This is a genomic window from Synechococcus sp. BIOS-U3-1 (genome assembly GCF_014279975.1).
GTDB lineage: Bacteria > Cyanobacteriota > Cyanobacteriia > PCC-6307 > Cyanobiaceae > Synechococcus_C.
The window spans coordinates 1,844,359-1,857,600 of sequence record NZ_CP047936.1; the positions used below are offsets into that span (position 1 = coordinate 1,844,359).

The 13,242-nt window shown below is 57.1% G+C and carries 17 protein-coding genes; 6 read left to right on the forward strand and 11 right to left on the reverse strand.

Annotation, left to right across the window (positions count from 1 at the left end):
* Window positions 1–65: 65 nt before the first annotated feature.
* Entirely contained in the window at window positions 66–956 is an 891-nt protein-coding gene (bchL, locus tag SynBIOSU31_RS10045; RefSeq protein WP_186489664.1) for a ferredoxin:protochlorophyllide reductase (ATP-dependent) iron-sulfur ATP-binding protein, read from the forward strand.
* 3 nt (window positions 957–959) lie between these two features.
* Here the strand turns inward: bchL and SynBIOSU31_RS10050 are convergent, their stop codons facing one another.
* The 3 genes from SynBIOSU31_RS10050 to psaM all read right to left on the reverse strand — a co-directional run bounded on the left by SynBIOSU31_RS10050 (window position 960) and on the right by psaM (window position 2,509).
* Window positions 960–1,922 (reverse strand): protochlorophyllide reductase, encoded by a 963-nt coding sequence (locus SynBIOSU31_RS10050; RefSeq protein WP_186489665.1) that lies wholly within the window; start codon window positions 1,920–1,922, stop codon window positions 960–962.
* Between the two features lie 91 nt (window positions 1,923–2,013).
* On the reverse strand, window positions 2,014–2,355 hold the full coding sequence (locus tag SynBIOSU31_RS10055) for a hypothetical protein (RefSeq protein WP_186489667.1): 342 nt from the start codon (window positions 2,353–2,355) through the stop codon (window positions 2,014–2,016).
* Between the two features lie 49 nt (window positions 2,356–2,404).
* Window positions 2,405–2,509, reverse strand: coding sequence for a photosystem I reaction center subunit XII (gene psaM, locus SynBIOSU31_RS10060; RefSeq protein WP_186489668.1), 105 nt, complete (start codon window positions 2,507–2,509; stop codon window positions 2,405–2,407).
* Window positions 2,510–2,588: 79 nt separating this feature from the next.
* Between psaM and SynBIOSU31_RS10065 the strand changes: the two genes are divergently transcribed.
* Complete coding sequence (locus SynBIOSU31_RS10065) at window positions 2,589–3,089, forward strand: CRR6 family NdhI maturation factor (RefSeq protein WP_186489669.1); 501 nt, start codon at window positions 2,589–2,591, stop codon at window positions 3,087–3,089.
* Complete coding sequence (locus tag SynBIOSU31_RS10070) at window positions 3,086–3,673, forward strand: hypothetical protein (RefSeq protein WP_255477193.1); 588 nt, start codon at window positions 3,086–3,088, stop codon at window positions 3,671–3,673. The genes SynBIOSU31_RS10065 and SynBIOSU31_RS10070 overlap by 4 nt, the downstream gene beginning before the upstream one ends.
* A gap of 10 nt (window positions 3,674–3,683) precedes the next feature.
* On the opposite strand, the gene SynBIOSU31_RS10075 is transcribed toward SynBIOSU31_RS10070, so the two are convergent.
* Window positions 3,684–4,463: a TSUP family transporter gene (locus SynBIOSU31_RS10075; protein WP_370593622.1), complete on the reverse strand. Its 780-nt coding sequence runs from the start codon at window positions 4,461–4,463 to the stop codon at window positions 3,684–3,686.
* Between SynBIOSU31_RS10075 and SynBIOSU31_RS10080 the strand changes: the two genes are divergently transcribed.
* On the forward strand, window positions 4,462–5,235 hold the full coding sequence (locus SynBIOSU31_RS10080; RefSeq protein ID WP_186489670.1) for a lipoyl protein ligase domain-containing protein: 774 nt from the start codon (window positions 4,462–4,464) through the stop codon (window positions 5,233–5,235). The genes SynBIOSU31_RS10075 and SynBIOSU31_RS10080 overlap by 2 nt on opposite strands.
* Here SynBIOSU31_RS10080 and SynBIOSU31_RS10085 read toward each other — a convergent pair.
* Window positions 5,208–6,476, reverse strand: a complete 1,269-nt coding sequence (locus tag SynBIOSU31_RS10085; protein ID WP_186492977.1) for a site-2 protease family protein — start codon at window positions 6,474–6,476, stop codon at window positions 5,208–5,210. The two genes, SynBIOSU31_RS10080 and SynBIOSU31_RS10085, sit on opposite strands and share 28 nt — an antisense overlap.
* 69 nt (window positions 6,477–6,545) lie before the next feature.
* Here SynBIOSU31_RS10085 and SynBIOSU31_RS10090 point away from each other — a divergent pair, with 69 nt between their 5' ends.
* Window positions 6,546–7,229 (forward strand): phosphoribosylanthranilate isomerase, encoded by a 684-nt coding sequence (locus tag SynBIOSU31_RS10090; protein WP_186489671.1) that lies wholly within the window; start codon window positions 6,546–6,548, stop codon window positions 7,227–7,229.
* A 58-nt stretch (window positions 7,230–7,287) separates the two neighbouring features.
* Window positions 7,288–7,746, forward strand: coding sequence for a hypothetical protein (locus SynBIOSU31_RS10095; RefSeq protein ID WP_255477194.1), 459 nt, complete (start codon window positions 7,288–7,290; stop codon window positions 7,744–7,746).
* 61 nt (window positions 7,747–7,807) lie between these two features.
* Here the strand turns inward: SynBIOSU31_RS10095 and folE are convergent, their stop codons facing one another.
* The 6 genes from folE to SynBIOSU31_RS10125 form a co-directional block, all read right to left on the reverse strand.
* Window positions 7,808–8,602: a GTP cyclohydrolase I gene (gene folE, locus SynBIOSU31_RS10100; protein ID WP_186489674.1), complete on the reverse strand. Its 795-nt coding sequence runs from the start codon at window positions 8,600–8,602 to the stop codon at window positions 7,808–7,810.
* A 12-nt stretch (window positions 8,603–8,614) separates the two neighbouring features.
* Window positions 8,615–9,322: an SDR family oxidoreductase gene (locus SynBIOSU31_RS10105; RefSeq protein ID WP_186489676.1), complete on the reverse strand. Its 708-nt coding sequence runs from the start codon at window positions 9,320–9,322 to the stop codon at window positions 8,615–8,617.
* Between the two features lie 24 nt (window positions 9,323–9,346).
* Window positions 9,347–10,336 (reverse strand): acetyl-CoA carboxylase carboxyltransferase subunit alpha, encoded by a 990-nt coding sequence (locus SynBIOSU31_RS10110; protein WP_186489677.1) that lies wholly within the window; start codon window positions 10,334–10,336, stop codon window positions 9,347–9,349.
* Between the two features lie 20 nt (window positions 10,337–10,356).
* Complete coding sequence (locus tag SynBIOSU31_RS10115; protein WP_186489679.1) at window positions 10,357–11,397, reverse strand: long-chain acyl-[acyl-carrier-protein] reductase; 1,041 nt, start codon at window positions 11,395–11,397, stop codon at window positions 10,357–10,359.
* A gap of 163 nt (window positions 11,398–11,560) precedes the next feature.
* Window positions 11,561–12,286, reverse strand: coding sequence for an aldehyde oxygenase (deformylating) (locus tag SynBIOSU31_RS10120; RefSeq protein WP_186489680.1), 726 nt, complete (start codon window positions 12,284–12,286; stop codon window positions 11,561–11,563).
* A 73-nt stretch (window positions 12,287–12,359) separates the two neighbouring features.
* Window positions 12,360–13,193 carry a creatininase family protein gene (locus tag SynBIOSU31_RS10125; RefSeq protein ID WP_186489681.1) on the reverse strand — a complete coding sequence of 278 codons (834 nt, stop codon included), beginning with the start codon at window positions 13,191–13,193 and terminating at the stop codon, window positions 12,360–12,362.
* Window positions 13,194–13,242 lie beyond the last annotated feature (49 nt).

A 13,242-nucleotide genomic window follows, 5' to 3' on the forward strand; every position in this document is an offset into this window, starting at 1 on the left:
TGCATATCAGCCGAGGTGCATGTGTTGCTGTTGAATGAGAACGATCCCTTTTGCAAAGGTCCTGCATGACCACGACCCTGACGCGACCAGCTGATGGAGAAGGCAGTGTGCAGGTCCAGCAGGACCCGTCACTAAGCATCCAGGAGGAGACACTGGTGATTGCCGTCTACGGCAAAGGTGGGATCGGCAAATCCACCACATCCTCGAATCTTTCAGCCGCCTTCTCGAAGCTGGGCAAACGGGTGCTGCAGATCGGCTGCGACCCGAAACATGACAGCACTTTCACGCTGACGCACAAGATGGTGCCGACCGTGATTGACATCCTGGAGGAGGTGGACTTCCACAGCGAAGAGCTCCGGCCCGAGGATTTTGTGTTCACCGGCTTCAACGGCGTGCAATGCGTTGAAAGCGGAGGGCCACCGGCAGGCACCGGCTGCGGAGGCTACGTCACAGGACAGACAGTGAAGCTGCTCAAAGAGCACCATTTGCTGGAAGACACCGACGTGGTGATTTTCGATGTCTTGGGGGATGTGGTCTGTGGTGGGTTTGCTGCACCTCTGCAGCATGCGAACTACTGCCTGATCGTGACTGCCAATGATTTCGATTCGATCTTTGCAATGAACCGGATCGTCCAGGCGATCCAGGCCAAGGCCAAGAACTACAAGGTGCGGCTCGGAGGCGTTGTCGCCAACCGATCAGCCGATACCGATCAGATCGACAAGTTCAATGAACGCACAGGCCTGCGAACCATGGCGCACTTCAAGGATGTGGACGCCATTCGCCGCTCACGCCTGAAAAAGTGCACCATTTTTGAAATGGACGACGATGACGAGGCAGTGCGGGCCTGTCGACAGGAATATCTCAACCTTGCGCAGAACATGCTCGACAAGGTCGAACCCCTAGAGGCCGTCTCATTGAAAGATCGGGAAATCTTCGACCTGCTTGGATTCGACTGAGCCTCAACTTGTTTCGCTCAGCCCCACCAAATCCATTGATAACTCCCAGACCCTGCTAGCGGTCTGGGAGTCGGTGACTTTGTCAGACAAGTCCTGACTGAACTGCTGTCCGTTTTTCTTCTGACGGTTGCCCCAGCTCCAATGCACTCCGGATTCTGCGAAATCCGGATCAGCAACCACCTGGGCAACACGCTCACCTGCCAGCGGCTGGGAGACATAGCCACCGGTGATGTTCTTCTGAAACCAAGGGAAGATTTTTCTGAACAGCCTGGGCGCGTTGCGGAAGAGCGGGGTGTCAGCAACACACCCTGGGTAGAGCGACGTAAAACTGATGCCGGTCTCACGACTGAAGCGCCGGTGTAGTTCCTGCGTTGTGATCATGTTGCAGAGCTTGCTGTCCTTGTAAGCCTTCCCAGGCTTGAAGGACTTGCCGCTGGCCATCGAAACAGGATCCTTAAAACCGGCCTCGAAACCGGAGAGATCACCGAGATCGGCAGGAGCAGGAATCGGAATCTTGCCTCCGAGCTCCTTTGAATTTGCAGTCACAGTGCCAAGAATCACCACGCGGCGAGAGGGATGCGTGGAGACCCTTAGGCGTTGCATCAGCAACTGAATCAGCAGGAAATGTCCAAAGTGATTGGTAGCCATCGAAATCTCATAGCCCTGAGGGGAACGCTCTGGATGTTTCAGCTTCGGCTTGTAGACAGCGGCGTTGCAGACCAGCGCATCGATCTGTTCAGGCAGTCCCTCCACTGCCTGGCGGACACTGTCCAGATCACCGAGATCCATCAAAACGTGTTTCAACCGCTCTGAAGGCAGGTCCAGCTCATCGGCAGCGGCGGCAGCACGCTGAGGAGAACGGTTGGCGGTGATCACAGTCCAGCCCTGTTGCACGAGAGCACGTGTGGCATTCAGCCCAACCCCGGACGTGGTTCCGGTAATCAGAACAGTGCCTGGAACGGGCATCGGGAGAGCTGTGCAGATCGCTCAGTCTGCCGCTCAGTCGATACGCACAACGACCTGCGGTCATGAATCTCAGCCAGCAGTCATCAGGCCCTCAGCGCCAGATCACCCGTAGCCGGTTTGGAGCAATCCATTGCTCCTGCTCATCCATCAGGCGTTCGTCACCACCGAGGGTGAACAGAGTGTCAAATCGATGTTGCAGCCCTTGCAACTTGGTGGCTTCAACATCCACCACAGCAGCCAACTCTCCATGTCGGTCGAGTCGCTCCTGATAGGCCATCGACAACCGCACAACACTGACCAAGCCCAAAAAAATAAGGCCACCCTTCACTGCCAGTGCCAGGGCGCTGCACAACAATTCCCTCCGATCGTTCTGCTGCTGCAGCAAGGCCGCCAGAGAGGCGGCGTCAGGTGCTGAAGAAACGGCTTTCCGCATCACCGCTTTTAACGCGGCGAACCGTTCGTGCCAAGAGGCCCTGTAAAGCTCAGGCGCGGTAAAGGCTCACGCAAAGACGAATCGCGAGGACACCAGCGTGAGCAGCCACCACGAGAGCGATGAAGATTTCTGTCTGGGTAAGGGTGCTGACCATGACGGAAGCTTGAAACCTTTGCATTCTTTCCTGCGCAGGCCTCGGGGCGCCATCATTCGCAAAGGCCTGTCACACCCGCATGGAAGCCTTGAGTCCTGATTCTCTGGTGACGATCGACGCAAAGGCGATCAGGACACTGAACCTGCAGGCTGTTTCAGCCTGGATGGAACGCCCTCTTCAGGACCTGCTCGATGCCGGTGCAGTCCTGGAATTGCGCTATGAGTGGCCCCGTGAGCTGAATGATCCCAGAGAACTAAGCGAATGTCCCGAGCCTCGTCTGTGGGCCCTGCGTGCAGACGCTCACTATCCCTGGCTACCCCTTTTGCTGGATCGAACCGGAGGAAGCCTGGCTCAGCATGTAGCGATGCTGGTTCCCCACAATTTCAGCCCCAGTGAGGGCATCCGCTTCGACCCTCAGGCCCTGGAGTTATGGATCACCCATCGCTTGATGCTGCTCAACCAGCTAGGCAACACTTCTGACATTTCAGGAGGTCAGCGCGGCAACCTCAGCCTGATGGCAGCCAGTCTTGGTTTCGAACTGGATGGTGGCTTCTGGGAACTACTCGATCAGTCACCATGAACCAGCACATTCGGAACTGGGCAGGATTGCCCCTGTTGATACTGAGCCTGTGCTCAGGGAGCTGCGGATCCGAAGCGCAACTCATTGTCTCTGATCGTCAGCCTGAGCCAGCACCACAACAAGCTGCTCTGAAGCCAGTGCCACCGGGCCAGGCTGGGCCGAGCCAAGAGTTGCTGGCGCGCTTGCAGGGAAAGACTCTTCAACTCAGCGCCAAGCGCACAGATGTTCAACGAACGGACGGACAACGCCAGTGGCTACTGGAACTGCACCAGGGCAGAACGGTGCTGGCAAGCTGGCCAGCGCTGAGCGGGACCCCCAGCAGCCAGGGCCTCGATCGACGCTGGTCTCCAGGAAACGGAGCGCCTCTGCCCCAGGGTGATTACACCCTGGGTCCCCCTGAACCCTGGGGCAACGACATCTGGATGATGCTGTCTCCCCGTTTTGACACCAGCCGCAGTGGACTGGGGATTCACTACTGCAACCCAGGCAGCGGCTGCCTCTGCCTGCCGGATCATTCCTCGCTGCTGGCTCTGACGGCCTGGATGCAGGAGTTGAATCTCAATCGACTCAGGGTTTTGAACTGACCCCAGACGGTCAACCCAACTGCAGGACCAACTGAACAGCCCTTCTGCCGCTGTCGACCGCCAACAACAGCGACAGCACTCTGAGCAGCCAAGCGAGTGTTCTTGAATTGACCCGATCCAACCGAGCCGCCGTCCACTGAGCTGCGAAGGCAGCAACGGCACCCAGCACGAGACCCTGCATCCACTGACCGCGTCCTTCATGCAAAAACTGCAATGACGCGGCACTTGCTGAGCAGGCGACCGCCAGGGTGCTGAGACGAATCGCCTGACGAATCGGCACCGACAGGCCGTTCACCATCAAGGGAACCATCAAAAGACCACCGCCAAGACCGAGCATCCCTCCTGCAAGGCCAGCAACACCTCCAACGGCCGTGAGACCTTTTAAAGGCAGAGGCTGATCAGATTCAGGTTGCTGATCACTGCGATCACCACGAATCGTGAGCGCCAGCAGTAGGTAAAGCAATGCCTGAAGTGTCAGCAGCTGCCAACCTGCTGCAAGTCGACCAAGACGACTGAACACCAGAGCGGTAGCGAAGGCCGACAGACCAATTGCCAAGCCAGGCCTGAGCTGAAGTGTGCGTGCGCGCCAATGGGTGTAACTGCCGCCGATCGCAGTGGGCACGATGGCGAACGTGCTCGTTGCCAGAGCTTGGTGGGGGCTGAAGCCCATCCAGAGCAGAAGAGGAGCGAAGATCAGACCACCACCGATTCCCAGCAGACCGGCCAAAGCTCCCGCCAGGAGCCCCAGTGGCACGGCCAGCAGCACCTCCGCCAATGTCATCGCCGCCATGACGCTGCCAACATCCTGCCGGTACGAGCATTCAGGCCGCGGCCGTCTCCTTCCCCATCTCACGCTCAACGGCGCCGAGCAGATGGCCTTGGATGCGCTGCTGCTTGAGCAGTGTTGGACACAGGGGCATAACCAACCGATCTTGCGCTTCTACAGCTGGAACAGACCATCCCTCTCGCTGGGCTGGAATCAACAGGAGATTCCAGACCCTTGGAGAGACCTTTCCAGGACAGGTGAGCTGGATCTCCTGCGCCGCCCCAGCGGTGGCGGTGCGGTGCTTCACGGCGGTGGGCTGACCTACGCATTGGTGTGGCCTGAAGCACCTCGACAAAAGCGAGAGGCTTACCTGCAAGTGAACCGCTGGATCACCGCAGGATTCGCAACACTGGGCGTCGGCCTCAATCCCGGCGACGCACCTGCAGAGGCCGGCGCCATCCACTGCTTTGGCCGTTCCACAGCGGCCGACCTTGTGGATACGCAAGGAGGCAAACGCATTGGCAGTGCTCAGTTCTGGCAGCACGGTCATCTTCTTCAGCACGGCGAAATCCCCCTGACCCCCCCGACTGATCTCTGGCGAACAGTGTTCGGAACCGACCCACCGCTGTGGACGCCGACGACGCCCGACTTCCTAACAATCGAAAGGGCGCTGATCTCAAGCTTCGGCAAAGGGCTGTCGAATCTCACCTGGATTGATCAGCCCCTCAGCTCCGAGGAACGCACCTTGATGCAGCAAGGGGCTGAGCGTTACCGGCTGGGGGCTTCAGCGCTCTGATCGTCAAGAAGTCCTGAAGCACGCATGCTGTTCACCACCTGAGCCAGAGGCATTCCAAACGGGTAGGTGTTGGAGCGGCGGGCTGCCTTGAGCATGGCCTCGGGCAGTTTCACAGATAAGCCCTTGAGAACGGCTTCGCCCAGGTCACAGCGGTCAAGGGTTCCGTCGGGCAGACCGGCGGGGCCTAAAACCAACAGACGCCCTTGCTCCGTATCTTCTAAGGCAAGGACCGCCTGCCAGAGAGGTGCTGCCTGCTGGATCGAAGGCAGGCGCTTCAACGGCTGAAGATGATCGGCGATGGTCTGACGATCCCATTGCTGAACAGGGAGGTCCTTGAGCGGCTGATCAGTAATAAAACCAATCCATCGACCGCCCCGACAGACGAGCACCCAGTCCGGGAGGCAGGTGTTGTCGCTGTCCACGGCTCCCAGACGCAGCTTGCTGAGACTGCGCAGACTCTGATCCGCCTCCACCACGCGGAATCGACGGGAAGTCGCCGGTCCAACAGTTTCCCGCTTGAGCACCTGCTGCAACGCCAAGGTCTGGGTCTGACTGCGGGACGCACTCATTCCGAACCAGCCGAGAAGTACCAGCCACAGTCCGGCGAATCCACCTCCCCTCAGCACAATCCAGAAACCGATCATCACAGCGAGGAGTGACAAGAACCGACCACTTGCGGTCGCCACCTGAATTCCCCGACGTTGACTGCCAGTCCATTGCCAGACAATGGATTTGAGAATCAAGCCACCATCCAGCGGTAATCCCGGCAGCAGATTGAACAGCGCCAGAACCAGATTGAGCCATCCAAGCTGGGCCACAAGGTTCCCCAGCAGAGGGCTGACATGTTCAGCGGAGTGAACACTGGATAGCAACACAGCTCCAAGAATCAGACTGACCGCTGGCCCCGCCGCCGCAACCCTTAGCGAGCCCATCGCAGTGGAACATTCCCGTTCCACCCGGGCGACTCCGCCCATCAAAAACAACGTGATACTGCTCACCTTCACCCCCTCACGTAGGGCCACAAGGGAATGGCCAAGCTCATGCAGCAGCACAGATACGAACAGCAATAGCGCGGTGAGAAGCCCCATCGACCAGCTGATCCAGACAGCGCCTGCAGCGTCTGGCAGTTTCGCGACCTGCTGCTGAAAGGCCATGGTGAACAACACCAGAACAATGAACCAACTTGGATGAATCCTCAAAGGGATCCCGCCGATTCGCATCAATTGCCAGCCATCACCCAAATGCTTTTCCGGCGGGCTGGCCGGCAGTGTTGACTCAATCCTAGAAAGGACATCCAATGCTGCTCCCCCATGGTCGATCAGAGCCTGTCTCTCAAGATCTGCGGGCTGACCGACTGCGACCAAGCCTGTGAGATCGCGGCCATGGGGGTGCATGCGATCGGAGTGATTGGAGTACCGGATACTCCGCGTTTCGTGGCGCCAAGGCAACGCAAAGCAATCTTCCAGAGACTGACCCAGGAGCATCCTCTGCTGAAGCGGGTTTGGGTGGTGGCAGACCCCAGCGATCAACAGCTTGCATCTGCATTCATGGGGAAGGGACAGCCCTCCGTGGTGCAGCTGCACGGGGAGGAATCGCCCAAGCGATGCGCGGAGCTGCGTCTGCTTTATCCCCGGATCAAATGGTGGAAAGCACTACGCCTGCGTGAAGAAGCGGATCTGAATGGCATCGATGCTTATGCCGACAGCGTGGATGCCCTACTTCTGGACGCTTGGAGTCCAAATCAACTGGGAGGGACTGGGCATCGTCTCGATCCTGCCTGGTTTGAGCGGTTGGAGACACGGATCTGCAGCGGTCTTCCTTGGTGGCTTGCTGGAGGGATCAGCGCTGAGTGGGTCCCAACACTGCTGCAACAGGTGAGCCCTTTTGGTCTTGATGCTTCAAGCCGCCTTGAACACAGTCCTGGGGTGAAGGATCTTCGTCATGTCGAAGCGCTAATCGAAGCCGTTAGGGTCAATTCGGGCAACCAGGGATAGGTTGAATCTCCCCTCAACAGCATCCATGCTCCGGGCTACGTCACTTTGCCTCACCCTCATGGCGGCAGTCCCTCTCGGGGTCTCAGCCCAGGGAATGCTGCCGGGATGTCGGCTGGACAACGGCAGTCTCCAATGTGTGCCAGGTCTGACCGCAAGCCCTGAAAAGCAGATTCAGGTGCTTGATGGACAAATTCAGCAGGGGCTTCAGCAGGAAGGACATCTCCAACAAGCCATCACAGGACTTCAACGGTTCGCTTTGGTCGGAGAAGCCAGGGAAGGTGCACTACTGAAAGCAGTATTGAAACTTGAGGGAGCTGATATCGATGAACTTGATGTCCACTGGTATCGCCGCAGTGGCCAAGGCAATTGGACGCTTGTGGAGTCAGGTAAGGGTCACAACCATCGCGTCGGACCTGAGGATCGAGACGACAGGCTGATGGCTGTGTTGGTGGTGCGCGGCAGTAACGGCAACATTCAACGGATCAGCAGCAATGTGATCGGTCCCATCCATCAATAAGCAGAAGGGGTCCCACAAGAGGCACCACTTCTGCTCGTTACGCAAAATCTGAGTTAACAGATCAGTTACTCAGAAGAGCTTCTTGCTGGCGGACGAGCTCAAAGAATTCCTGCTTGAGGCTGGGATCATGGCGGAAATCACCTCGAACAACGGAATTGACCATGCTGGTCTGTGGCTCTTTCACACCGCGCCATTTCATGCAGTAGTGCTGCGCCTTGATGATGATTCCGAGACCCTTGGGCTCACACAGCTTCTCAATTTCGTCGGCAAGGATCATCACTGCCTCTTCCTGGATATGTGGCCTTGAGAACACCCAGTCTGCAACCCGAGTGAACTTCGAGAGACCAATCACTCGAGAGCCTGGCTTGATTCCCACCCAGCAATTACCCATGATGGGAACGAAATGGTGCGAACAGGCGGAGCGCACAGTGAGAGGTCCAACGGTATAAATCTCGTCAAGCTGCTTCACGTTCGGGAAGCTAGCAACCTTAGGTTGTTGGTGATAACGACCCTTGAAGACCTCCTGTATATACATCTTGGCGACCCGTTCAGCGGTCTCCTCGGTGTTGTGGTCGTTCTCGATATCAATCACCAAACTGTGCAGAAGATCGCGAAAACGATCAGCAACTTCCGCCTGCAGTTCTTCTAATTCCCCAGGGAGAATGTGATCTGCGATGTTGTCATTGGCAAGGAATGAAGCTCCTCGTTCGCGCAGGCGGTCGCGAATTACCTCGGAAATTTTGGCATCAGTAATGGCAAACTGACCACGGCCATTACTGAGTGACGCATGCGAACTCAGTTGACTGAGCGCTGCGGCACTGGTTCCGTTAGTGGAAGCAGGAAGTGTAGAAGTCATCTCTTTCAGAATTCAGAAAGCGCCTGTAGCTGGCATGAGGGTTAAATCCTCAACAACCTGAGTGGCAGGTTGCTGGGCCAAGTGAAGAAGAGCGGCTGCGGCCTGATTGACAGGCAGCATGGCACGTCGGTCGAAATCACTGTCGACGGTCGGAGAGTCCCAGAGGGAAGTATCCACCGCACCAAGTGTGAGAGTGCAGGCACGAATGCCATGGGCACGTTCTTCCTCACCCAGGCAGCGAGTGAAACTCGCCAGAGCAGCTTTGACGGTGCAGTAAGCCCCCCAACCGGGAAAAGCATTTCTGGCCGCGTGGCTACTCACATTGATCACCAATCCACCCGCTGGCCTCATGGCAGGGACAACAGCAGAACAGACCTGGAAAACACTGGTGAGGTTGAGTTGAATCAACCAGTCCCAGCGATCTAGAGGCATCTCGAGTAATTCGCCGGTCCAGGCAGCACCTGCGTTATTGATGAGAACTGAGGGGCGAAGCCCCTGATTCAGCAATTCATCGATGCCTGGTGCAATAGCGGATGAATCGGTGAGGTCGATCGCTTTGTAAGCGACACGAACACCACTTGCACTCAGCTCCGCATCGAGAGACTGCAATGCAGCCTCACTACGGGAGACAAGAAGCAAATCCCACCCTGCCTCGGCAAATGCCTTGGCAGCAGCATGACCGATTCCACGAGATGCGCCGGTGATCAGAACGGAAGGCAAGAAGTCCGTGCAATCTGAAGCACCCTAGGCAGCGAAACCATCTTCCGGCGAGCTGGCATCGAGGAAACGCCCCATAGCCCTGAATTTCATGTAGCGCTGATCTCTCAGATCATCAACAGACAAGGCGAGCAAATCGTCGAGATGGCGATTCAGTGCAGCTCTCAGCGTCTCACCGGCTTCGAGGGGGGCCCAATTGTTACCACCAGCAGGTTCAGGCAAAACTTCGTCCACCACGCCAAGACTGAGCAGATCCTTGCCGGTGATGCGTAACGCAGCCGCAGCATCGGAAGCCTTCGCCGCATCGCGCCAGAGAATGGAGGCGCAAGCTTCAGGGCTGGCCACGGTGTAAACGCTGTGCTCAAACATGATCAACCTGTCTGCGACTCCGATACCGAGTGCACCACCAGAGCCACCCTCCCCGATCACCGTGGCGACGATGGGGACTCGCAAGCTGAACATCTCACGCAGGTTCACGGCAATTGCCTCGCCCTGACCCTGCTCCTCCGCCAGTAGACCGGCATAAGCCCCAGGCGTGTCGATGAAAGCCAGGATCGGCAGGCCGAAGCGATCAGCATGCTCCATCAGCCGCAGAGCCTTGCGGTAGCCCCCCGGGGTGGCCATGCCGAAATTCCGCGCCACGTTCTCCTTGGTGTCGCGTCCTTTCTGATGCCCGATCAGAAGTACCGAACGATTCCCCAGACGTCCGATCCCACCAATCAGAGCCTGGTCATCACTGCCGCGGCGATCACCGTGTAGCTCAACCCAGTCATCGCAGAACATCTGGATGAAATCGAGGGTGCTTGGCCGATGGGGGTGTCGTGCGACTTGAATTTTCTGAGCCGGGCTTAAGGAACGAAAAATTTCATCCCGACGTCGAGCTGCGAGCGTTTCAAGCTGCAGCAGTTGCTGGCTGACATCGACTTCCGAATCCCTTGCCAGCTGACGGATCTGCTCGATCTGCTGTTCGAGCTCCACCAGCGGTTTCTCGAAATCAAGCAGAGGTCGGCGGGCCATTGAGGAAGGTGAAAACGACTTCAGACAACAACAGCCTGAGGCTGTCCTTGAAGATTGAGGGTGGAGAAACCATGGCGGACCGACGCGGCACCGATGAAATCCATCTTCTCCAGAGTGATGTTGTTACGTCCCCAACTGAAGTTGGTGTGGCACTCCTCGAATTCAAGCAGCATCGCTTCAGCGAAGCAGGCAAACATCTGTCGCTGAGGTTTTTCCATCTCAGCAATTTCCATCATCGTCCAGCCGATGTCACTGCCGAATTCAACGATGCCTCCCTTCAGCACATGAACACCTTCGCAGGCAACCTTGGCATCGAGATTCTTTGGGTAGCCCCCATCGATCATCAGGCAGGGCTTCCGCAGCGAGGCTGAATCAATTTCAAGCGTGCGCGGCATGCTCGCCACCCACACCACGACATCAGCTTCAGGAAGCGCTTCATCAAGAGTGAGGATCCTTCCGCCACCCAGTTCAGACTGAAGATCCTTAAGGGGCTGCTGCTGACGCGCAACCAGCAGCAGCTCAGCGACACCCGTCCGGTTGGAGAGCCAGCGGCAGACAGCACTGCCGATATCTCCGGTGGCCCCCACCACGGCAACCTTGGCTTTGGCCAGATCGATACCCAGAAGAGGCGCGTTGTTCTCAACCTGACGACTGATCACCCAGGCCGTATGGGTGTTGCCCGTGGTGAATCGCTCCCACTCCAAGGTTGTGCTGCGCACATGCTGATGCTGGAGAAGGTTGAAGTTCTCAAAAATAATTGAAGTGAAGCCGCCAAGAGCTGTGATGTTGATTCCCTTCTTCTGAGCGAGCTCCATGGCGTTGAGCACTTTGCGCCTTGCCGTCTTGAAGCGACTCAGCATCTCGGGAACGAAACAGGAATCGATGTAGGCACCCGAGATCTTTTTGCCAGTGGCACTGGTGACCTCAACGTTCTCCACCAATTGGGGTGGCGCACTGCACCACACATCAAGATCCCCCCCGGCGATGTGATCGAAACCGAGATCAGAAGCTTTGCGCCTCGCCGCCTCAAAGCTGGTGGAGTGCCCGATCAGACCAAACATGTACTGCCGACTGTCGTACGTGTACGCATTGAACTCAAACTCACCCTGATAACGGGCTGATGACTCAATGTTCCCATGAAGGCACGCCTTAAGGAAAACGTGCCTGTAATCGAACCGGTCCTGGACTTTCGCGCTGGACCATCGAACGATCGTTTTTTCTGGTTCAGAGCGCTGCCGCTGCCATTCGAGCAATTTCACGCATGTTGAAACCGATCTCGCTAAGAGCCTCTTGATACGCGATCAGGAAATCCTCGATCAGATCTTCTTTATCCATCTGCAGAACAGCGGCATCCCCTGCGACCTGATCCAACATCGAACGAATCAGAGGAAGATTGGCCTTATTAGCGGCAAAGAGCTCTTCCTTGCTGGCTTCAAAATTGGCCTTAAGCCACTCCTGGCCGTAGTTGAGATGGGTGTACTCATCTTTCACGACACCTTCAGTAATCCTGCGGGCGAAGGGATCTGCCACAGGGATATAGATGTGATACGCGGAAATTGCGAAGGCTTCAATCAGCAACGCCTGAATCAAAAGACAGGTCACAACCTTGCCTTCCTTGAAGGCGATTTGGAAATTGCCATGAAGCGGACCGAAGAATTCCTTGGCGAAAGGAAGGTCGGCCTCAACTCCCAGATTGCGGCCGCAAGAGGTGAAGCCCTTCATGTGCTTCATTTCCATCTTGGCCAACCGAGCCAGTTCATCGGCATGCTCGGGGATCATGGTGCCCAGAGACATGTAGTTGTCGTAGGCCTCTTGCTCGCCTTCGATCACGATCGCATTGATACGGCTGTAGGCGTCTTTGTAGGCCTCAGTGGTGAAGTCAGGCAATTGCTGTGCCGATGCATCCCGCTCGTCAAGGACGGCGACCTCGGGGCTGACGGGGGTCGGCATAGATGTTTCCGTAACGGTCAACGTCGGTGACTGTAACCAGTGCCACCGATATTGGATGTTCGATTGATGGAGTTCAGATACGTCGCTGGTCTCCGCGAGGTGGCCAGCTTGATGTCATCAGGCTTGTGAAGAGTTGGCGCCAATGGGCTAAAAGCGCTGTCTCCAACTGACTTCCGAGCTTCGCATCCGCACCGCGGCTATCGCCGACGACACCGGACTGGCTGAGGTCGGCAGCGAACCAGGCGAGAGGCGCAGGACCTTCAAGACTCCAACCTTCAGGAGGTGTGGCTGCCGACTTATTACTGACATGGTCACCATCCAGAGGCCTCTGTTCGCCGACCAGAGCGGGCTCAAGAGCCAGCATCAGACTGGTCTCAGCAAGTCCCGCATGCAATCCATGCGCCAGCTCATTAGCAGGCACTAGAGACTTGAGTTCTGAAACTCCACTCCAGAGAAAACAGGGAAGAACAGCCATTGCTGGGGTTTCAACCGCCAGTTCACGGGCAGCGGTTTGCAGAAGACCGATCTGACCACCGTGGGCGTTGAACAGCACCAAGCGCTGCACACCCTGATCCGCAAGCTGCTTGCCAACCTCTCTCACAAGGCGAATCAGCAGTTCGGCACTGAGGCTGAGAGTTCCAGGGAAGCCACGATGTTCAGGCGAAAGACCGATCGACTGAATCGGCAAAGCCCAAATCGGCATCTCCTCTGGAAGCCCTTGCAGCACACGATCAAGAATGCGTTCCGCAAACAACGCATCAGTTGAAAGGGGGAGCTGCGGACCGTGCTGCTCAAAGGCACCGAATGGCCAGACAAGGGTTGAACCGCTCCGCTGCAATGCCAGAGCAGCCTCGGGCCAGTGCATGCACTCCAACCGCCTGGTGTTTTGTCCACCGTCACCGCTCATCCTGAATCAACCTCCTGCTGTCAGACTGTCTGGCCAAGGACGATGGGTC

Excerpts from the sequence above, each read along its gene's own strand:
- bchL (WP_186489664.1), top strand. The coding sequence starts at position 66 with ATGACCACGACCCTGACGCGACCAGCTGATGGAGAAGGCAGTGTGCAG.
- SynBIOSU31_RS10050 (WP_186489665.1), bottom strand. The coding sequence starts at position 1,922 with ATGCCCGTTCCAGGCACTGTTCTGATTACCGGAACCACGTCCGGGGTT.
- SynBIOSU31_RS10055 (WP_186489667.1), bottom strand. The coding sequence starts at position 2,355 with ATGCGGAAAGCCGTTTCTTCAGCACCTGACGCCGCCTCTCTGGCGGCC.
- psaM (WP_186489668.1), bottom strand. The coding sequence starts at position 2,509 with ATGGTCAGCACCCTTACCCAGACAGAAATCTTCATCGCTCTCGTGGTG.
- SynBIOSU31_RS10065 (WP_186489669.1), top strand. The coding sequence starts at position 2,589 with ATGGAAGCCTTGAGTCCTGATTCTCTGGTGACGATCGACGCAAAGGCG.
- SynBIOSU31_RS10070 (WP_255477193.1), top strand. The coding sequence starts at position 3,086 with ATGAACCAGCACATTCGGAACTGGGCAGGATTGCCCCTGTTGATACTG.
- SynBIOSU31_RS10080 (WP_186489670.1), top strand. The coding sequence starts at position 4,462 with ATGACGCTGCCAACATCCTGCCGGTACGAGCATTCAGGCCGCGGCCGT.
- SynBIOSU31_RS10075 (WP_370593622.1), bottom strand. The coding sequence starts at position 4,463 with ATGGCGGCGATGACATTGGCGGAGGTGCTGCTGGCCGTGCCACTGGGG.
- SynBIOSU31_RS10090 (WP_186489671.1), top strand. The coding sequence starts at position 6,546 with ATGGTCGATCAGAGCCTGTCTCTCAAGATCTGCGGGCTGACCGACTGC.
- SynBIOSU31_RS10095 (WP_255477194.1), top strand. The coding sequence starts at position 7,288 with ATGGCGGCAGTCCCTCTCGGGGTCTCAGCCCAGGGAATGCTGCCGGGA.
- folE (WP_186489674.1), bottom strand. The coding sequence starts at position 8,602 with ATGACTTCTACACTTCCTGCTTCCACTAACGGAACCAGTGCCGCAGCG.
- SynBIOSU31_RS10110 (WP_186489677.1), bottom strand. The coding sequence starts at position 10,336 with ATGGCCCGCCGACCTCTGCTTGATTTCGAGAAACCGCTGGTGGAGCTC.
- SynBIOSU31_RS10115 (WP_186489679.1), bottom strand. The coding sequence starts at position 11,397 with ATGTTTGGTCTGATCGGGCACTCCACCAGCTTTGAGGCGGCGAGGCGC.
- SynBIOSU31_RS10120 (WP_186489680.1), bottom strand. The coding sequence starts at position 12,286 with ATGCCGACCCCCGTCAGCCCCGAGGTCGCCGTCCTTGACGAGCGGGAT.
- SynBIOSU31_RS10125 (WP_186489681.1), bottom strand. The coding sequence starts at position 13,193 with ATGAGCGGTGACGGTGGACAAAACACCAGGCGGTTGGAGTGCATGCAC.